At 50.2% G+C, this 21138-nt stretch carries 11 protein-coding genes and 4 tRNA genes; 2 read left to right on the top strand and 13 right to left on the bottom strand.

Translation table 11 applies throughout. The features are described from left to right. Positions 1–370: 370 nt before the first annotated feature. The 9 genes from CFREI_RS01480 to CFREI_RS01440 all read right to left on the bottom strand — a co-directional run bounded on the left by CFREI_RS01480 (position 371) and on the right by CFREI_RS01440 (position 15497). Complete coding sequence (locus tag CFREI_RS01480; RefSeq protein ID WP_156907749.1) at positions 371–6907, bottom strand: DUF5979 domain-containing protein; 6537 nt, start codon at positions 6905–6907, stop codon at positions 371–373. Positions 6908–7328: 421 nt separating this feature from the next. Next, entirely contained in the window at positions 7329–11621 is a 4293-nt protein-coding gene (locus CFREI_RS01475) for a DUF5979 domain-containing protein (protein ID WP_027012631.1), read from the bottom strand. 463 nt (positions 11622–12084) lie between these two features. Continuing rightward, entirely contained in the window at positions 12085–12789 is a 705-nt protein-coding gene (rplA, locus tag CFREI_RS01470; RefSeq protein ID WP_027012630.1) for a 50S ribosomal protein L1, read from the bottom strand. Between the two features lie 65 nt (positions 12790–12854). Next, entirely contained in the window at positions 12855–13286 is a 432-nt protein-coding gene (gene rplK / locus CFREI_RS01465) for a 50S ribosomal protein L11 (RefSeq protein WP_027012629.1), read from the bottom strand. A 511-nt stretch (positions 13287–13797) separates the two neighbouring features. Beyond that, the gene (nusG, locus tag CFREI_RS01460) at positions 13798–14607 is read right to left on the bottom strand and encodes a transcription termination/antitermination protein NusG (protein ID WP_027012628.1); all 810 of its coding nucleotides are present in this window, start codon (positions 14605–14607) and stop codon (positions 13798–13800) included. Positions 14608–14762: 155 nt separating this feature from the next. Further along, positions 14763–15092, bottom strand: a complete 330-nt coding sequence (secE, locus tag CFREI_RS01455) for a preprotein translocase subunit SecE (RefSeq protein ID WP_027012627.1) — start codon at positions 15090–15092, stop codon at positions 14763–14765. A 33-nt stretch (positions 15093–15125) separates the two neighbouring features. Further along, positions 15126–15198, bottom strand: a tRNA-Trp gene (locus CFREI_RS01450). Positions 15199–15309: 111 nt separating this feature from the next. After that, positions 15310–15381: transfer RNA gene (locus CFREI_RS01445), tRNA-Met, on the bottom strand. Positions 15382–15424: 43 nt separating this feature from the next. Continuing rightward, a tRNA-Thr gene (locus tag CFREI_RS01440) sits at positions 15425–15497 on the bottom strand. Between the two features lie 201 nt (positions 15498–15698). Between CFREI_RS01440 and CFREI_RS01435 the strand changes: the two genes are divergently transcribed. Next, a complete protein-coding gene (locus tag CFREI_RS01435) occupies positions 15699–16583 on the top strand; it encodes a hypothetical protein (protein ID WP_051255925.1) in 885 nt (294 codons plus the stop codon). Between the two features lie 34 nt (positions 16584–16617). Here the strand turns inward: CFREI_RS01435 and CFREI_RS01430 are convergent, their stop codons facing one another. The 3 genes from CFREI_RS01430 to CFREI_RS01420 all read right to left on the bottom strand — a co-directional run bounded on the left by CFREI_RS01430 (position 16618) and on the right by CFREI_RS01420 (position 18665). Beyond that, positions 16618–17340 carry a CDP-alcohol phosphatidyltransferase family protein gene (locus CFREI_RS01430; protein WP_051255924.1) on the bottom strand — a complete coding sequence of 241 codons (723 nt, stop codon included), beginning with the start codon at positions 17338–17340 and terminating at the stop codon, positions 16618–16620. Positions 17341–17446: 106 nt separating this feature from the next. Then, positions 17447–17529, bottom strand: a tRNA-Tyr gene (locus tag CFREI_RS01425). A 98-nt stretch (positions 17530–17627) separates the two neighbouring features. Beyond that, on the bottom strand, positions 17628–18665 hold the full coding sequence (locus tag CFREI_RS01420) for a polyprenyl synthetase family protein (protein WP_027012625.1): 1038 nt from the start codon (positions 18663–18665) through the stop codon (positions 17628–17630). Positions 18666–18820: 155 nt separating this feature from the next. On the opposite strand from CFREI_RS01420, the gene CFREI_RS01415 reads away from it, so the two are divergent. Beyond that, positions 18821–20047: a geranylgeranyl reductase family protein gene (locus tag CFREI_RS01415; protein WP_027012624.1), complete on the top strand. Its 1227-nt coding sequence runs from the start codon at positions 18821–18823 to the stop codon at positions 20045–20047. 386 nt (positions 20048–20433) lie between these two features. On the opposite strand, the gene CFREI_RS01410 is transcribed toward CFREI_RS01415, so the two are convergent. Beyond that, positions 20434–21126: a demethylmenaquinone methyltransferase gene (locus CFREI_RS01410; protein WP_027012623.1), complete on the bottom strand. Its 693-nt coding sequence runs from the start codon at positions 21124–21126 to the stop codon at positions 20434–20436. Positions 21127–21138: the final 12 nt, after the last annotated feature.

Here is a 21138-nt window from a genome sequence, read left to right as displayed (position 1 = left end):
ACCACTGTGGCAGTTGCCAAACGCACGGACGCGCGGACGGCCCAAAATACCTGAATATCGGATCGCTAGACGCAATAAAAAGAGCAACAGATGCTTAGTATTACTGTTACTTCCATAACTAGTGTCGTTTTTTACTCCATATTGTGCACAATTGGTGTTTTTTGCGACAAAACTTTAGCCCCAGGGGCCGTTCGCAGACGCTTTTTACACCAATTGCACACAAGATGGTGTATTAAACGACAACCCCCAGGTAACCGGCAGCCCACAACTCAATCCCGCCGGCAGCCCACACACAAACCCCCAAAACTAAAGCGCCGACCCACATTTCGCAGGTCGGCGCTTTAGTTCATTATCGGGTAAGCACTACCACTTACTCTTTACGGTTTCTCCGTACAAGGACAAGTGCCAATCCTCCAACTACAAGCACTAGTGAGATGCCTGTCATTGGAATAATCAAGTTACTTACACCTGTCTTGGCCAGCTGCTGGCCTTGCCGTACGATTCGCGCAACAACATTTCCATTATCCGCTGACGGGGTTGGTTTTGCTGGCACCACTGGGTTGAGTGGTGGAATCAGTGGGATCAGTGGAATTCCTGGTGGGGTGTTCGGCGGGGTGTAGTGGTTTACTGCCGAAAGCACCACTTTCTGTCCTTTTTGTTTGATTTTGAATTCCATATCTGAAACGGGACGAAGAGTGAGTCCTGGTTGTTGGGCTCGGTCTACGTCCTCCCAGACTCGGCATATTGCACCCACCTGGATTTGCGCATTTGATGCGGCTGCTTTCCCGTTTCCTTTTACTTCCAGGGTTCCTTTGGTTCCATCTGTGCATTCGTAATGGAACGCGAAGGTGTGGTCTTGGAGGTGGTTTACGCCTTCAACGAGTTTTGCCATTTCGAATGTGCCACGGTGATGGGTGTATACGTTTTTGGCGGTTACTCGATGGATGGCTTCGCCTTCGCCAATAGTAAAGGTTTCAGGTTTTGCGGTTTGAACGTCGTAGTTTGGTTCGGCAGCGGACGCAGCATCTTCTTCTACGGTGCATTTGCTTCCCACTGGGATCGGTGGGGAGGCAATGGGTTTGCCATCTGCACGTACGTTGAGGGTGCCTATTTGTTTCTCTAACCCCTGGAATGGTGGTTCGCAGGTGTAATTGAATGTGAATACCTTGCGGGCCGCCAGCTCGTCCTTTGCCACATCTGCTTCGATTTCTTTCAAGATTTCGAATGGCTTGCGGTGCACCGTGTATGTGTTTACGGCATGGACAGTTACGGTGGTGTCTTTTGTCACGTCTACTGTGACTTGGGCACCTGGGGTTGGCTCTTTACCGTTTACGCTGATCACTACGGAATGATCGCTATTTTTTGCCGAGGCGCCCTGTTCAATAAAGGTGCATGTGCCCGTTGGCAGGTCAGTGATTTCAGTGATCTTTCCTGGGGTTACCTTGGCTTGGCGTTTTTCGCCTGCGGGTAATCCAGTGCAGGTGTATTCGAAGTTGAATTCCTTTGGCGCGATGGTAGTAGCGTCGCCCTTTACTTCCTTTGTCAGCGTTACTCCACCTTTATGGCGTTTGTATTCATTAGATACTTCCACCTTGGTTACGGAGTCTTTGCCGGTCACAGTAAATGTTGAGGGGGTTACCTTGGCAGCTACTGTGTGGTTTTCCTGCTGTGCAGAGGCGAGGTCTTCGGTGATTTCGCACTGTGTGCCTACCGGGATTTGTGGTCCCGGTACCGTGGTGCCATTTCCGGGAACCTCAAGTACACCGCGAGCATCTCCACATACATAGTTCACCTTAAAGGTGGTATTGCGGTTGGTTTCGGCATTGTCACCAGTAACTTTTTTAGTCACGCTAAAGGTGCCGTGGTCACGGGTGTATTCATTGGTTACGGCAACTTTGACTTCAGTGTCTTTTGCTTCCACGGTAAATTTGGCTGGCTGAATTTCGCCCTTGGTGTGAGTGAAGTTCAGGCGTTGTGCGGAATCTTTGTTTTCTGTCAGTGTGCATTCCCAGCCCGTTGGGATTTCTGGTGCTACAACTGGCCCTCCAGCAACGCTGACTGGTAATGCTCCGGTTTTGGTTTCGCCTTTACCTTGCGGATCTACACACTTGTATTCGATGAGGAATTTCTTTTCCGCAATGGCGTCTGGTTCATCACCAATAATGTGCTTGGTAATGCTAAAGCTACCGTGATCTCGGGTATAGGTGTTGGTCGCTACCAAGGTAACACCGGGCTCAGCCACCTGGACTGTTTCACCAAGATTAATGCCAAGGGTGTAGCCCTGACGTTGTATTTCCGCTTCATGTTCACCGGTAAGTTGGCATTCTGTGCCTACAGGGAAATCACCGATCTTGGTTTCGCTACCGCCTGTTACTTGAACGGTGCCTTCGGCTGGAACTTCATTGTCTCCATTGCGTCCAGGTGCGGTACACCGGTAGTCAACTTTGAAGTCATTGCTACCCTCAAAGCCATTGGCCACAACCACCTTGGATACCTTTACTGGTATGCGCGGGATTTCAAAGGTGTTGGTTGCAGTAATGGTGATTTGCGCCAGTTCGTTCGGATTCGCTGGGTCGATTAGCGCACCGGTATTAAAGTCCTTGTGATCAATCACGGTTTGGATTGCACCAGCGGACTCGGTTTCGGTGGCAAAACAGCGAGCACCCTTGGGGAGTTTAGCTGGTTGGCCGTCTTCACCAAGAACATCGACGGTGTTTTCGCCTGTAATGGTGACGCCTTGAATATGTAGCACTGGCGGCTGGTTGGCTTCCATTTGGCAGATAACATCAAAACGGAACTCTTTGGTGCGGGCGGCTTCCTTTGCGCGGTCTTCACCTTCAAGGCGCTTTGCTATTCGGATAGCACCTGCGGAGTAGTTATTGGTCAGTGCAATTGCTACTTGGTTGCCTTTGCCGGTTTCTGGATTCCAAGTGATTTTAATGTCATTGGTTTCCTGCTGCCCTTGGTCTGCGCGGCCGGCGTTGGTTTCGGTGACCTTACACACTGCCTCGGCGGGGATATTATTAATTGGCTCGGCTGTGATTTCTGTTTGTCCCTTTTCAGCGACCATGGTGATGGTTTTATTCACCACTTCTTTATCGCCGAGTGTACAGGTGACTTTGAATTCATAGCGGTCACCTGGGGCATACTTTTCGACGCCCTGTCCCTTCAGCAATTTTGTAAAGACCAGGCTGCCTTCCGTAACAAAACCAGCGTCGATCGAATAGTTGGAGGTATTGGCATGCAGCACAACAGGCTCAGATGCGCCTGTTTGTTGGTCAGCATTGGAATCGCGTTCAGTATCCACGCCTTTGGCGTTCTTTTGGGTCAGTGAACCTTTACCACGGAAGGTAACGGTATAACCATCACCATTGGAGGCGCGGAGTTTATTAAACAGGTAACGTCCAGAGGCATTTGTGGTGGTTTGCAATGCAACTTGGTTTCCAAGATCATCGACACCTTCTAGGCGAACTTCAACGTTTTCGGCCAGAGGTTCGGGCTCACCGTTGAAATTATCTTGTTCGCCGTTGCGGTTGATGTCCCACCAGGTAAAGTCGCCAATTTCGGATTCAATAACTCGCTCAGCATTAGCGATTGGCCCTACAGGATATTGCAAGCCTTCGGCAGCTGCGAATACGCGGTTCACATAGACGTTATCTCGGGCATTACCAATACCCTTCATGGCCAGTTCGATTGCGATTGTATCGCCACTATCAAATAATCCAGGACGTTGGATGCGCAATGCCGTAACTTCACTAGGATTCTGGGGGCAGGAGGCGTCGTTACTTTCGGCTGATTCACACCAGGTCACATTGGCATTATTGCGCTGGTCGAGGTCAACATTCGCGTCCTTCGTGTAAAGGATGCGCACATTCGAATCACCAGTAAGCACCTTTGCAGAAACAAATTCAAATGTCCCCTGGAACTGTGAACCGGCTACACCGTTTTTTGGCAGGACATCGATAATATCGGGGTTTTGCACGGCAGAAGTGCCACCCTTTGGCAAAGTATTCGCCAGGGTAACCCGCCATTTATTAAGCTCGTGGTGCTGTTGGCCTTCACGGTTCACTTGAACTTCTGGGGTTAGGGCCAGCTTCTCCAACTTAATGCCAGCAATATTATTAATCTGCACCTGGGCATTGTCCTTGCGCTGTTTTACTGATGAAGCATCATCTTCAGCCCACACCTGAACCACATTGTTGTACACGCCAGGTTTTGCAATTGGCGAAACTTCCGTAGTTAAAATAATCGGTTCGATTGGCCTGTTTACCTCATGCTTTGGATAGACCCAACGAATATAAGTTTCATCAGAATCGCACTTATTGCGCTTAGCGTCACTTGGTGTAAAGCCAGGAAATACTTCTACCGGTGGACGTGAAGCCTGAATAAATACTTGAGATGAAGGCAAGCAGTCCTCAACCCACACATCCTTGAGAATGCCAGGGGTAAGTACACCCGAGGTCAGTGAAGGAGAAATCAGGTATTGCACAGTATCGGCAGGAATTAACTGTCCGGTGGCGCTATCGCGCACGCCGCCTCCGCTGACGCGAGGAGGTGTATCAGTAAATTCACCTTCGGTGCCGCGGCGAACTTTCTTGTCAACGCGTACTTGGGCTAATCCCAAAATAAGACGGTCACCAGGACTACCTGTGTGTCCTTCCGGGTTATAGTCGGAACGACTCCATCCAGTGTTAGCCGCTAAGGTTTCCTCCATATTCAGGGCACTACCTGCGACCACTTTCATAGCTGCCCAGTTAGGGATGATATCTCCAGTAGGACGGCCAGAATCTGCGATTCGTTGATTAATGGAAATACCCATTCGCACGCCATTGCCCAGTGTTGAGCTATTAGATACGGGTGCTGGAAGGATGCTATGAACCCGCACACGGGCAACGCCGGTGTAAATGCCTTGTTGGGCTTGCGCGGCGTCGTTACCCGGAACGTCGGCTGGGTTATCAAACCATGGCCCTTGTGCATCGCCGCACTCGGAGGCGTCCCTACTTCCACCAGCCGTAGGCGAATATTGCACCTTTATTGCTGGCACCTCATTTGGGGCCTGTGCATTGCGCACACCGCCTTTGCCATCTCGGACATTGTTATATCCAGAAACCCACACGGGTGCACCTTGAGAAGGCACCGATTGGAAGGTTATTTTATCATAGGTGCTAGCAGGCACATCTCGGGATTGAAGATGCAAACGTGAATTATCCCAAGAATCGCACAAGACAATACTTATATCCCCTGGGTAATCCGGATTCGAGCCTGAAACTTCCAATTGAGAAAGCACATTTTGGGTAGGCGCTACTGTAATACCACCGCTCCGTAAGGTGGCGCCTCCGGGAGGCCCTTCACCGCGGGCGGCATATCCTGGCGAGAAGAATTCAGGAACCATATTGCCGGGTTCGCCTGGAACACCGGTAAATACTTTATTAAAGCGAGCACCAAAGGAAATATTTGGAGTGGTATCACGGTGATCATTCCAAGTTGGTTGGTCATCGCTACGCTGAATATCTGCACCTGTAAAACCACGAATCTCTAGGTTTTTCAGCCAGTTCTTTGTCTCCAGCGTCCATGTAGTCCCTTTTTGAATACCAAATTCCCGAATAGTATCCACAGGGGTATACACACTAAAGAAATGCGAAACCGCATATGCTTGATTGCCTGGAATTGCATTACCCTGCGGCCGTGTTACCTGCTGGGGATACGTGCGTAGCGACATATCTGGTGCAACCACACGGAACGGTACTGCTTGGCCGGCTAGTGATTTATCAAAAAGCAGCTTGCCGGAATTCCGCACAGAATTCACTTCGGTGTGTGTGATGTTGTTATACCGTGTGCCGATCTCATTACCAGGCGCGCTATAGTAGGTGCCTTCTGGGTATGCTCGGCTACCGTATTTTTCCCGCTCAGCTTCCAACTTGGCGTACTGCTCGGGTTGTAACGTTGGGTAGAGGCTGCGGAAGGATAAATCCTCATCAAAAGTGATATCGCCGATTGCTGGCATCGCGCCCTTACCACCGGCCGGCGCGGAAATAAGCACAGTATGGCCGGTGCGTTTACAAATCCGGTTTTTATCCCAGGGGCAAGGTTCCGTTGATGGCCCATAGACGTACCCTCGGTTTTCTTCAAGCGCAATAGAGTTTAAGGAAATATCCCACTTTAAGCGTGCCGACGCCCTGAGCTCAGGGAGATCCGATTCCGGCACTGAAATTGCCGGGGCATTATCCACCTGGAAACCTGCCCGCACTGGCTTTAAGGTCTGCCCATTATGCACATAGTTCAATACTTTGGCGGTGACCTCAACAAATTGGGTTTCTGTGCTTAATGAACCAACATTACATTCCAATGTCTGAGCAGCAAGTTCATCAATCGAATCGGCCGATAATGGCAAACTCGGAACGCCAACACTTTCAGGAGTAAGCGAACTTCCCGCCAAACAGAAACTTGGCAGTGAATCAAACTCCATACCTTTTGGCAAAGCTAATGTAAACCTGGCGTTTTCGCCTACACCCTCATTGACTGAATACTGCAACTTATACGTCACAGTGTCATTCACACGAACAATGCCATTGTTTGCACTGGAATCATTGCCAGCTTGATCATCACTATCAAAATCCGGTGTGCCATCCGACTTTATAGTCACCGAATACTCTAATCGCGGCCCACCCGTAAGTTCGGGGCCTACTGGTACATCTACACCACGAGGTGATGCAGTCGGTGCAGGTGTCTCATTCTCCACTGGAGGTGCAAGAGGTTCAGCCTCTCCAGTATCTTCCGATGCTTCCTCGGTTGCACCCCCTTCCTGTGCAGGTGAAGATTCCACGGTACTGGTTTCTTGGGCTTGCGCCACAGTGACTGGCGCGCTCATCCAGACAAGCCCAAATGCAGCCACGACTGCGACAGGCACCTGCCAGAGTCTTCGCAACTTTTTCAATTTCAGACTTTCTCTTGTGGTCAATACGCTATCTCTACAGTTGGCCACATAAGAAAATACTAAGCAAGACGCTTATGTGATACTTAATTAATTTTCGAATCTACAGTGGCGACTCTTCCGGAATTAGCAGTTAAAGTAGATTATATTTACACTTGATTTATATATAATAATTACACCCTGATTGAGCTAAAATCTAGGCCCAGAACCCCATATTCCAAAGACTGTCTTATTTACTTCACAGGTTTTCGCAGTACTGCCGCCTTCCCGAGCCGACACTTTTCGGGTGAATATGTAGGAAAGCATGTACAAATCACTTTATCGCCACGTATGTGCGCTCCTGTATAGAAAAAGCCTCAGCACATAGTGCTGAGGCTTTAAAACTAGCTCTTACAAACTAGCTTTTGCTTTTACGTCCGCGGACCGCCAGGAAAATACCAACGGAGGTCACTACGAGGGCCAGGAGACCAATACCAATTACAGATGCACCGGTATTTGCCAGCACGCTCTTTTGAGCAGCAGGGCTCGCAGTGTTGTTTGTTCCATTTGTGGTGTTATTGGTTCCAGCAACCGTATTGGAATTTGTGCCATTTGGAGCGTCGGAGCTTCCAGCATTACCAAACAAGAATGGAATGAACGGGAGGAATCCGAGAATACCTGGGTTTGGAGGGGTATTCTTTGGCGGATTCTTTGGATCCGGATCTCCAGGCATCGGAACGGAAGGTTCTGGCTTGTATTCGTTTGTAAAGGACAGTTCTTTTTTCTCGTCCTTGTTCTCAAATCGAATGTTTTGGTTCTCAGGAAGCTTGACAGTAAAGCCCTTTACCTTGGCAGAAGCAGCGTTTTCAGTCACAGTACAGTCTGTGCCTACAGGAATCTTTACACCTGCATCCACAGCTACACCGTCGCCCTTGACCTTGATCTCACCCTTTTGCCCGCCAGAGCAAGAGTAGTTAAAGAGGAATTCTTTATCCTTCGCTTCTTCAGCAGGCAGGCCCTTAACGGTCTTGGCTACGGAGAATGTACCAACGTGCTTGGTGTATTCGTTCTTGAACGTTGCAGCTACAACCTCATCGCGCTTTGCAATGGTAACTTCCTGCTTTTCTGGAGCTTTCAGGTCGAATCCAGCCCGTTGAGCCTTATCAGTTTGCTCTGAAACCTCACACTTGGTACCTACAGGGATCCGAAGGCCAGAGTCCACTGGAGTCCCGTTGCCAAGTACCTCAAGAACCTTAGACTGACCATCTTGACACTTAATGTCGAAGATAAATGGCTGGTCCTTCATCATTTCTACTGAATCACCTTCAACGATCTTGGTCACGCTGAGGCTACCAACATGATCGGTGTATTCATTTACCACTAGGACTTTATGGGTCGTGTCTTTGCCAATAGTGAAGGTGCCCTTATTACCCGCGACCACGCCTTCACCCACTACTACAGGTGCATCTTGCTTTTCTGGCTTTTCAGGAGAAATAACAGCGGGAGCATCACCGGCTGGAACATTTTCGGCAGGAGTTACTGCGATATCTGGCTGTACAGGTGCAGGTGCAGGTGTAGGTGCAGGCGCAGGTTGAACGGCGTCACCTTCAGCTGGATTCTCGTTCGCTGCTTCTCCAGCATCTTCAAGTGGATCTGCAACTGGTACAGCAACTACTGGCTGAGGTGCTGCTGCATTGTCGGCTGGAGCATTCTCAGCAGGAGCAACTGCATTCTCAGGAGCTTCAGCTGCTGGCGCACCGTTGTTTGCTGGTACATCAGGGGAAGCTGGCTTTTCAGCTACTGGAGCTGCTGGCTCGCCATCTTCAAGCTCAACGTTTACAACGGTCTTCAGGTCAGCGTTTTGTACTTCACCATCGAGTTCTTCAACTACGCATGTTGCCAGTTCAGGAACATCGGTGATGCGCTTTACTTCACCAGCCTTAACTTTAAGCTGCTTTTCTTCCTTAACTACGTCACCTTGAGGATCGGTGCACTTGTAGCTAAAGGTGAATTCCTTATCCTTGGCACGATATTGGCCAGTACCTGCAAGGCTCTTGGAGATGGTGAAACCACCCTTGTTCTGAGCATAGGTATTGGTAACAGTAACTTCGGCCACCTTGGTCTTATCGATTTTCACCGTTGAGTGATCAATCTTAATAGCCTCGGTGAAACCAGCACGCTTAGCGCCTGCTTGGTCTTCGGAAATTTCACACACAGTACCAGTTGGAAGGTTTTCTACAACAGTCCATTCCTCGTTGCCCTTAAGGTTAAGAGTTACAGGCTCGGCTGCACCACAACGGTATTGAACATCAAAGGAATCATTGGTGAAGTTTCCATCGCCCTTAACGCTCTTGCGGATCTTGAAGGATCCCAGGTCGCGGGTGTAGTTGTTTACAAATTCCGCCTTAACAAGAGGTGCGCCTGGGGCACCAATGGTTACCTCAACTGGCTTATGAGGAGCCACAGTGTAACCTTCGACCTTTGCTGCTTCCAAGCTTTCGGTCACAGTACATGTGGTACCGGTTGGGAAGGTTGCAGGAGCTGGAACTGCCGGCCCGCCAGGAATGACGTTTTCAATACGACCCTTTTCAGGACCACAAACATAGTCGAAGCTGTAGGTCTTGCCTTGTAGGGCTGCCTCTTCAACGCCCTCTACACGTTTAGCTACCTCGAAGGTACCCCGTGATTTGTACGCATTGACAAAGGTCAAGGTTTGCTCATCAGCAGCGATTTGCACTTGCTGAGGCGCAGGCTTCACCAAATCATGGTTCTCAATCGGTTCGATAGCATCGGCCTCTTGGACGTCACAGGTAGTGCCAATCGGGAATTGCTTATCGACGGCCACTGCCTCACCGTTTCCAGGAACGTCGACCTCACCAGATTGGTTGTCAGAACAGGTGTAGGTGAACTTAAAGGACTTGCCGTTACCAGCTTCGCCTACAACACCTTGAACAGTCTTCTTTACCTTGAAGGTACCATTACGGTTTTCTACCTCGTTGTGCAGGTAAACCTTCGTCTCAACCTTTTCGTTCGTTGCCTTTTGAATAGTGAAAGACACAGGACCAGCCTTAGCCTGATCCTTGGCTTCCTTATCCACAGCATACCGAGGCTCGCCCCAGTAGAACTCTCCAGCCTTCGCCTGTGCATGCTGGAACGGAGCATTCGTGTCGATCTGTTCTTGCAAGGTGATCTTCGTGCCAGTTGGGAATGGGATATTCACCAATGGTTGCCCCTCTTTAGCCATCGAAGGGAAGCCCTGTTTAAATGCTCCCACTTTAAATGTGGCCGTACCACCATGCTCAGTCACATTTGTAGACATAGCCTTGAGAGGTTCCAGATCTTTCCAGTCCGTAAATGTTCTGCCTTCCGGAAACTCATATTTGAACTCAACATCAAACGAAGTTTTCTCTGGATCGATCGCAAGAATGTCGCCATCGACGCGCTTCTCTACTACGAAAAAGCCACGCTCTTGATCGTACTCAACCTTAGCCTTACGCTTATCAACATGTACAGCGGTACGAACGTACTTATCGTTAACGTCCTTTGTTGTACCGTCAGGAGCTTGGTACACAATCTTGGCTGTGTTCTTGTATTTAATGCCCGAATTAATTTTGCCATGGACCGTGGTGTTTAAGCCATTAATACTGTAGGTATCGTCCGGGGAAAACGGTCCGGTAATAATAATATCAATTTTCTTAGGATCGTTCGGATCAATCTTATATTCAATAGTTGATCCATCGAAAGGCTTCGATACGTTACCACACACAGAACCACGCTGGTTTGGAGTTTCCGCCTCCTCCACGGTGCAAGTCCTTGTAAATTCTTGCTTCCGAATACTTAATCCTTTGAGCTTATCGGCCTCGAAATACAATGGGGACTCAGCAACATCCTTCAGAATAATGGTAAATGGAGTACGTCCATCCATTGTCTGTGTAATGTTTTTTGCCTTAAATTGGTCTTGCAAGTATTTACCAGTGATCTTGAAATACCAATGTAAAGTATCGGCCCCTGGATTAACTGAACCAACAGATTTGTACCATGGGGTGCCTTCACCTGGGTGAGCTTGATCTTTAATCACGCCACCAGGCAACGTAATATCCAGATTCTGTCCGTTCACAACGAAAGGCAGAGTGCTGCCTTTACCTTCAGTCGGGACGGTCATCTCAACCCAACTGGAGAATGTTCCCCTGAAATTACGAGCACCTTCCTCAGACCAGAGTTTTTCTGCACGCCCATCGAAGGCGCAAACCGCCCGGCGCATCTCGAAAGTACACTCGCCAACGACCTTGCCACTATCGTGTTTCATGGGAATTGGCTTAATGTCCACCCCACGCTGAGCAAACACCAGTTCCTTAGGAAGCTCAACAGTGAAGCTTTTACCCGCAACAGGACGCTCTTCCAGACTCCCAGGAAACGTATTCGACCAATCCAGGGCAAGAGTACCTGCTGTATCATTCACAACCAAGGGCAACTCGCCGGTACTATCCCCGTGGCGACGAAGCGTTATATTCGAGATGTAAAGGTTCTTCTTATCCTGGTTCTGAGGAGTAACAGGCTCATTAACAATCTTATCCTGAGCTTTCGCAGGATGACCCACCACAATCTGAGTACCAAAGACAATCAAGGCGCTCACAATGAAGAAGGTCACCACTGAACGCAGGATACGCCAACCGCTCAATGCGGTTGCTGCGCGCAGCGATTGATTTAACATTTCTTTTCTTCTCAATTCATGTATCTAACAGTGAAGTGAGGACCTCAAACTTGGGCAAAAGCCTTGGGTTGAGTTGGTGGTATTGAAACGGGTCGGTCCTTACCGCAACTAAATACCGCGGCACCCATTTTGTTTACACCTCACAGAGATCCTTAAGTGAGCAGCGTAGTACCGTATAAAAATTTAAGCAAGATCTTAAGTAATACTAACTAAAGCTAATCAATATAATTACGGATAGCAATTAATCTGCGGCGCTGAACTGGGATTATATATAAAAAACCGAAGCCTATTAATAAAAAAGGTTACACCCGTGAGAAAAGTGTAAAGGTATGACCTTTGCGTGAGCATAAGTAGAAACAAGGAAAAATAAAAGGATTTATAAAACGAGCCAACAAATTGACCACACAACATCCGGGCATAAAAAAATCCCGTAGCCAAAAGCTACGGGATAGGCTTACGGAATTTAGCCAGCGAAATTCTTAACCACAGTGGTATCTACGGGAATACCCGGACCATTAGTGGAAGCAATTGTGACCTTCTTAAGGTATGTGCCCTTGGCGGAGGTAGGCTTGAGACGAAGAAGCTCTTCAATAAGAGCACCATAGTTCTCAGCAAGCTTCTCAGCATCGAAGGAAGCCTTACCAAGCACGGCATGAAGGTTAGCGGCCTTATCGACGCGGAAGGAAATCTTACCGCCCTTGATTTCGGTCACTGCCTTGGCAACATCGGTAGTCACAGTGCCAGTCTTAGGGTTAGGCATCAAACCACGAGGACCAAGCACACGGGCCACACGGCCAACCTTAGCCATCTGATCAGGGGTGGCGATCGCGGCGTCGAAATCCGTCCAACCGCCCTGGATCTTTTCGATCAGATCTTCAGAGCCAACAACGTCAGCGCCTGCAGCCTCAGCCTCAGTAGCCTTCTCACCAGCGGCAAACACAATAACGCGAACGTTCTTACCGGTACCGTGTGGGAGAGAAACGGTGCCACGAACAAGCTGATCTGCTTTACGAGGATCAACGCCGAGACGGATAGCAACATCAACAGTTGCATCAAAGTTCTTGGAGGAGGTCTCCTTGGCGAGCTTCGCAGCTTCCAATGGAGAGTAGATACGGCCGGCGTCGATAAGCTCGGCGGCGGCGCGGTAAGCCTTAGACTTCTTGCTCATAATAAAAATCCTTTACAAAGAATGTGTGGTGTTCGGGCCGGAGCTGGCCCTGCCACAGAGGAAAATTAATCCTCAACCTCAATACCCATAGAGCGGGCGGTACCAGCGATGATCTTCGCCGCGGCGTCGATATCGTTAGCGTTCAAATCTTCCTTCTTGGTCTCTGCAATCTCGCGCACCTGAGCCATAGTGACCTTACCCACCTTCTGGGTATGCGGAACGCCAGAACCCTTCTGCAAACCAGCAGCCTTAAGCAGCAATTTCGCAGCAGGAGGAGTCTTCAGTTTAAAGGTGAAGGAACGATCTTCATAAACAGTGATCTCAACCGGAATCACATTGCCACGCTGAGACTCAGTAGCAGCATTATAAGCCTTACAGAACTCCATGATATTCACACCATGGGCACCAAGCGCCGGACCAACTGGAGGAGCCGGATTAGCAGCACCAGCTTGAATCTGCAGCTTAATAAGGCCAGAGACCTTCTTCTTAGGGGGCATCTTTCGACCTACTTCCTATGATAACGAGGCACACACAACCACTGGAAACGATGACCCAAACCAGCAGCCAAACCCCGTCCGGATGCCCGGCAATCCAACAACAGAATTACCAAAGCCACCGGGGAACAAAACAACAACGCATGCGAAAACACACGCGAAGTGAAATTGTACCGTACGCTATGGAGCTTGGCTAATTGGGGAAATGCTGGAAAAGTCGGCTCTGCAACCAAAATATATGCACAGGTTAGTTTGGATGAGCTGAAGTGAGTAGTATCGGTTAACTTTGTTGGGCTCCGTGATACAAAAAGCGGTAGTTTTTTGGGGCGGATAAGGCAGATTTCCGTCGGGCACAATGTCAAATCTGCCTGAGTGGCTAAATCTGCCTGTGTAAATCTGCCTGATCACAAGGCCCACAAGCCCAAGGCTCGACTACAAGCCACAAGGCCTCAAGACAACACAAACGCCCGCACGTATTAGGCGCGCGGGCGTTTGGCGTCGAGAAACAAGTTGCCTAGGTGATCTTTTCCACTTGGTCGAATGTTAGATCTACAGGAGTTTCGCGACCGAAAATAGAAACGAGTGCCTGCAGCTTGCCATTCTCAGCGTCTATCGAAGAAATCGTCGCAGATACGGAGGCAAGCGCACCAGTAAGAATGGTCACGGCTTCACCCACCTGGTAGTCCACTTCAATAGGCTTCGCAGTTTGCGCCTTGGGCTGGGCAACAACCTTCTCGCCTTCTGCGGCTGCGGTCTTTTCTTCGGTTTCGCTTTCGGCGCTTGCAGGTGGCAGAAGGAACTTGGCAACATCGCGGATCTTCACGGGTGTTGCGTTGCCTTCATTGCCAACAAAGGAGGTCACACCTGGGGTATCACGAACCACAGACCAAGAACGATCGTTGATTTCCATGCGGACCAGAACATATCCTGGCAATAATTTGCGCTTTACAAGCTTGCGCTTGCCATCACGGATTTCAACAACTTCTTCGATCGGGACAACTGTGTCGAAGATATAATCTTCTACCTCAAGGGTCTGGGCACGCATATCAAGGTTCGTCTTGACCTTATTTTCATACCCTGAATAGCACTGAATAATGTACCAAGACCCCGGAAGTTTCTTGAGCTCGCGAATATAGGCTCGCAGCCGAGCCTTATATTCAGAGAGCGCTGCATCCTCCTGATTATCCGTATCACCCAATGCAGCCGCAGCATGAGCGACATCAGCACCATCCTCAGCAGCCTGCGTATCCACTGCATTCGCCGCAGCTTCCTCCTCTGCAGGGGCAGAACCGGCGTCGAAAATATTTGTGCTGTTATCACTCATGAGGTGTACTCCAATGTTTTCTCTCAAGCAAAGCCAAAAATAATGGGTATTGCGCTTGCCATCGTACCTTGTACTTACGTACTACGTACTCGACAAAATTTTATCCCGCCGGATAAGACTCCGACGGGATATTTTTACTTTAATTGCATACTACCCTATGGCGATAAGATCTTCTCAACACCAAGGCCTGCAAGAAAATCAACGCCTGATACCAAGGCAGTCAGCACAATAAGAAACGCAAACACAATCAGCGTATATACGACCATTTGGCGAGCCGTGGGCCAAATAACCTTTTTCATTTCCTGCACAACCTCAGGCAAGAAACTTGCAACGCCACCGCCTGGGGATTCATCCCCACTCGAATTTGCCTTAGCGACCCGACGAGCCGCATATTCAGCAGAAGAAGTAGCCGCTTTTGAAACCTGACGCTTGCCCGCTGGGCGGGACACCCCGACCAGGTTCTCCGGCTGTTTATCGTCAGTCACGGTGCTCCTTGAAAACCTATAGAGACAACTTTGCAGGGGTGACAGGACTTGAACCTGCAACCTGCGGTTTTGGAGACCGCTGCTCTGCCAATTGAGCTACACCCCTTTGACCACACAACATGTGTGCAGTACGCGACCACATTAACAGAACTTCGACGATTAGCCAAAATTTCATTATGTGGTTGGACCAGGATACGCCCCAAAAGGGGCACCCTCGTAGCGATGGCGAGAATTGAACTCGCGACCTAACGATTATGAGTCGTTCGCTCTACCACTGAGCTACACCGCCAAACCGCCCTCTAACTAGGACTACACCCTAAGTAAAGGAACAGAGCCCCCTGACAGAATCGAACTGTCGACCTTTTCCTTACCATGGAAACGCTCTGCCGACTGAGCTAAGGGGGCTTAACTTCTTCAAAGCAGTTACCAGATTAGTCTGGCTTGCTCCGCTGAAGCCTCACAAAGATTAACCTGTTTCGGGGCCACAACACAAATCACCAGGATAAAGCACACTTTCGAGGCACCAACACGAAGCCACTGCAAATTCTTTGCAGAAAATGGACCTCAATTAACGACGCCCACCACGCATTGTTCTACAGTAATCCCATGATGTGGCTCTTTGATATCGCATTCGGAAAAGACCTGAGCTTGGAGCCGGATGCAGTCCGCTCCACAGCCGGCATTGATCGTTTGAGCGACCTGCGGGACAAAGATGTCCGAACACTGCCTCCCATGCCTGCGCTTGAACACAGCGATTTCCGCGAAATCTTTATAGCTACTTTGCGTGACAGTATCTCACGCCGCGAAAAACTTTGGTTTATTCCAATGAGCGAGACCACCCGAAAAACCTGGGAAGAATGGCTCCCTGAGGGGCTAGTAGTCCCCATGGGGCCGCCACAAGATTACTTTGGTACCCATATAACGCCCGTTGGTATTTCACCAATGCAATTGGTGAACGCGCTTCTTGATCGTTTCACAGATGAAGATCGGATTATCCTTTGGAGTGCCCTCACCCACATCGATGGCCTCCACTTAAATTCTGAGACCTACGAGAAAACTATAGAGCGCGGCATTCCGATCATCCCTCGAACGCGACTCAGCAGGCTATTAAATTCCCCTAAATTTATCGCCTACATCGTAGTACTCACCTACTCCGCACTCCGCGCACTACCCGTAACGTTTGTCAAAGAATTCCATGGCTCATTGCTTATCCTCTGGACTATTGATCTAGTCACGGCACTCCCCTACACCTGGGGAATTCTTACGATGGTCACCGCCCGAAGATTCTGGAAACGCCTTGTGGGAATGATCACAACCATTATCTCGTTTATGGCGCCGTACATTTATTTTGGTTTCCACGGAAAACACTATCCACCTGAGGTAGTAGCTATTATCTTCGCCTTGATTTTTGGCACCTTTGCCCTTGAAACCTACAAGATGTGGGGTGACCGCCAGGTAGCCAAACAACTCCTTGGCCGATTACCTAACTAGCGGCCGCACAGGGACAATTCTGGTCATATGAATGTCACATATCGGGCTTATCGCGCCATGTCCGAATGACAGAGACAATAAATAGCCAGGCCCCACTAATAATCCAGGGGATAAGTAGCCAAATAGGCATTATTGGGTAGTACCAGACCATAAGGCCAGTGGCCAGGACCCAAACAGCTGCAGCAGATCCATTGAAGATTCGGTATTGGCGGACTCGGAAAGGGTGAACCCATTTCCACGGCACCAAAGCAAGGACAGCGAATACTAGAATGGCAATCCAGTTTCCTATGGCGCCAGGCTCAAACAACCATAAAATTACAATCACAATGTTCCATGCAGCGGGGAATCCTACGAAGTACCAGTCAGATGACTTCATCAACGTATTCGCATAGCAGAACATCGAGGACATTAACACTAGTGTGGCGGCCACCAAAGGCAATGGATCAGGACCCAGAGGCAATGTAATTGCCAAAAAGATTGCTGGCAAGAATGTCCATGTAAGGTAGTCGACAACGTTGTCGAGCATCACACCAGAAAACCAGGGGACTACTTCTGTGACGCGGGCTGCGCGGGCGAGGGGGCCATCCGCGGCGTCGACAATAAGAGCGACGCCGAGCCACATCCACATACGCTTAGCATCACCATCAATAAGCGCCTGGGCTGCAAGAAGAACCCACAATAAGCCTGACATAGTAAATGCGTGTACGGCCCAAGCTGCGATTTGATTGCGCAATGGCCAAGAGGCTTCAGTGGTCACAGGAACTCCGATTCAGCGTTTTTAAGTACAAACCTATCTCAGCATACAGACTTCTCACTGGGCCAAAATAGCAAAAACCCGCCGCATTCTTAGCGACGGGTCAAAGTGCCAGGTGAAGGATTCGAACCTACGAAGGTAAAAACCGGCGGATTTACAATCCGCTCCCTTTGGCCGCTCGGGCAACCTGGCGGGCATCTCGCTTGCGCGGTGCTGTTATGACTTTACTATACGCACATCGATTATTAACAAATCGCCAGGTAAAACCATTAAAACACAGCGATGTACAATTACCCCACGCGACTCACAGTCACGGAGGCAAGGGCGCGAAGGGCTGTTGTGACCTCATTATCTGGGAGTCGGGAAAGTTCGGATTGAGCTTCTGCAAGGTAGGCATGAACGTCTTCTAGAGCGCGGGCACGGCCAGTCGAGCGCTCCAGAAGTGCAAGGGCCTTTGCTACTTCCTCATCTGAGGCTAGAGGGCCGGTAAGTAGTCCTCGGAGTTCCTCACCTACAGGGGTGTCTTCCGAAAGTGCATACAGCACTGGGAGTGTGAACACACCTTCGCGGAGGTCGGTTCCAGGGGTTTTTCCTGATTGACTACTATCCGAGAAGATATCGATAATGTCATCAACGATTTGAAACACCATGCCGATGGCGTAGCCGAAGCGCCGTAATGCATCTGTATGCTCGGGCGACGCACCTGAATGCAGACCACCGAGATAACCCGCCGAGGCAATAAGAACGCCGGTTTTTTCCCGGATTACATCCATATAGTGCTGCACAGGATCACTATCGCCGGGACCAATAGTTTCGCGCATTTGTCCGGTCACTAGTTCCCCGAAAGTTTCAGCGAAATGGGCAACGGTTTCCATGCCGAGTTGGGCCATAAGCCGAGATACATGGGCAAGAAGATAATCGCCGGACAGGATTGCTACTGAATTATTCCAGCGGAAGTTGGCGCTGGGCACACCGCGGCGTCGTTCAGCCTCATCCATAACGTCATCGTGGTAGAGAGTGGCCAAGTGTGTCATTTCCACAACGGCTGCTGCACGGATAACTTCATCGCTACCTGGACGTTCGCCATATTGGGAGGCGAGTAGCGCAAACATAGGGCGGAAACGTTTCCCTCCGGCAGCCACCAAGTGGAGGACCTTCTCCGAAACAAAATCCTCACCTTTGGCGAGTTCCTCTTGCAAAACCTGTTCGACGGCTACCATTCCATCGGCGAGCATCTGCTCTAATTCAGGGTTGCCCAAATCTATGGCAAAACCGCTGGTATTGTCCGCCTGTGCTCCCAGGTCGCGGGCACCAATGCCGTTGCTCATCCGTCGAAGCCCTCATATTTCGTAGAAAGGTTACAGTGGCCTTGTACGGGGTGGTCCTGTACGGGCCGAATTGTACATAGCTAACCTTTAACCGTAGTCGAATAGGTACCCTTCCCACATCCCGAGACACCACACACCAAACCCCGCATGCAACAATGGTGCCCGTGACTAGTGTTGACGTACTCGTGGTTGGCGCAGGACCCGCCGGAGCCGCTGCCGCATACCATGCTGCCCGACGCGGATTTGAAACCCTCCTTGTAGATTCCGCTACGTTTCCCAGAGACAAAACCTGCGGCGATGGTCTTACCCCACGGGCTATTCACCAGCTACATAACATGGGTATAGACGCCACTTTGCACTATGCCTCCCACGGACTCAAACTTCATGGATTCGGCGGCTCAGTCACCGCCCCCTGGCCCGACACCCCTTTTGGTACCGTCGGCTCTGCAATGCCACGCACGCAACTAGACGCCATGATTGTCGACCATGCACGTACCGCTGGCGCTACCGTATGGGAAGATTCACCCGCCTCCGATCCTATATTTACCAACGGCAGGATCACTTCAGTTCAAGCTGGCACAAATCGCGTAACCTGCAATAACGTCATCGTTGCCGACGGTGTCCGCTCCACTTTTGGCAAGCTTCTCGGACGCACTTGGCATAAAGAACAGGTGTATGGGATTGCCGCCCGCTCATACTGCACCACCCCACGAAGCAAAGAGCCTTGGATCCACTCACACCTGGAACTTCGTGATGAACTCGGCGTAGTCCAACCTGGTTACGGCTGGATTTTCCCGCTTGGCGACGGCCGCGCAAACGTCGGATGCGGCGCCCTCTCCACTACCCGGCGCCCGGCAAAGATAAACACTAAAAAACTACTCCAAACATATGCCTCACAACAGCATGACTGGGACTTTTCACCCCCGGAACAAATAGCCAGCGCCCTCCTACCCATGGGAGGCGCAGTTTCCGGAGTCGCCGGAAAAAACTGGATGCTCATTGGCGACGCAGCAGCATGCGTAAACCCCCTCAATGGCGAAGGCATCGACTATGGACTCGAAACAGCTGAACTTTCCGTAAACCTTCTCGGTGCAGGAAATTACACCGCCCTCTGGCCCGAGCAATTACGAACCCACTACGGCCAAGCATTCCTCCTAGCCAGAACGCTAGCCCGAGTCCTTACCTACCCCAAATTCCTACCCTTAGCTGGACCTTTTGCCTTTCGTGGCCCGTTCGCGGAGGTGGTAATGAACCACGCCGCTCGACTCATGGGAAACCTAATTACAGAAGAAGACAGCGACCTAGTCTCTCGCATCTGGCGTGCCGCCGGACACACCACAAGGCTCCATACCAACAACCAACTCTGGGGCGAACTTAAATAATGTTTTCTAGCTTGCGGAAAAGCTGATCTGGGTATGTATTTATTATTGTTTTAGGTCCGCGGGCTTTTTGATGCGCACACACCTCCAGGCGACGTTAGGTTGCGCACACACCTCCAGGCGGCGTTAGGTTGCGCGCAATTGCCGAGCTGGGAGTTGTCGTTTTTTACACCATCTTGTGTGCAATTGGTGTAAAAAGCGTCTGCGAACGGCCTCTGGGAGCCTAATTTTGTCGCCAAAAACACCAATTGGGCACAAGATGGTGTAAAAAACGACACTACTTATACATCAATTACCATCCCGGACCTACGGTACCTGCCTCTTCGCCCCTTGAACTCACTTCACCCAGTATTTCAATGCTTCCAGCGTGCACACCTATAGCCAACAACCTATTGTTTAGCTTTTTTGGCAGCGTGAAGTGCGGTGATACCGAGGGTGAGGTTTTGCCATCCACAGTCGGACCAGCCATTGGCATTGATTTCTTTGGCAAGTGTTTCTTGGTCTGGCCAGGCACGGATGGAATCGGCAAGGTATTCATATGCCTCCGGGTTGGAGGAAACAACCCGGGCGATTTTTGGGAGTAGCCGCATCAGATATTCTTTGTAGATTCGTCCGAAAATGGGGACTATTGGGGTGGAAAACTCAGCAACTACAAGGCGCCCACCTGGTTTGGTGACCCTGGATAATTCTTGCAGGCCCGCACGAAAGTCATGGATATTGCGCAGGCCAAAACTAATCGTCACGGCGTCGAAACTATTGTCGGCAAAGGGTAGGTGCATACCATCTCCGACTACTTTGGGTACATTGCGTCCACGACCAGCTGCCAGCATTCCGGGAGAGAAATCACAAGCAACAACCCAGGCGCCAGATTTGGCTAGCTCCACCGTGGATACTGCGGTTCCAGCGGCAAGATCGAGTACTCGTTCCCCTGGCTGCAGGGCTAAACGTGCTCGGGTTCGTTGGCGCCATAGGCGATCTTGGCCGAGGGATAGGATCGAGTTAGTGAGATCGTATTTTTCGCCGACATCATCAAACATTCGTGCCACGTCGCGCGGGTTTTTGTCCAGGTTTGCTTTAGCCACGTGCTTAACGCT

The organism is Corynebacterium freiburgense (assembly GCF_030408815.1).
In the GTDB taxonomy this organism is placed as follows: Bacteria; Actinomycetota; Actinomycetes; order Mycobacteriales; family Mycobacteriaceae; genus Corynebacterium; species Corynebacterium freiburgense.
This window is presented reverse-complemented; position numbering and strand designations above follow the sequence as displayed.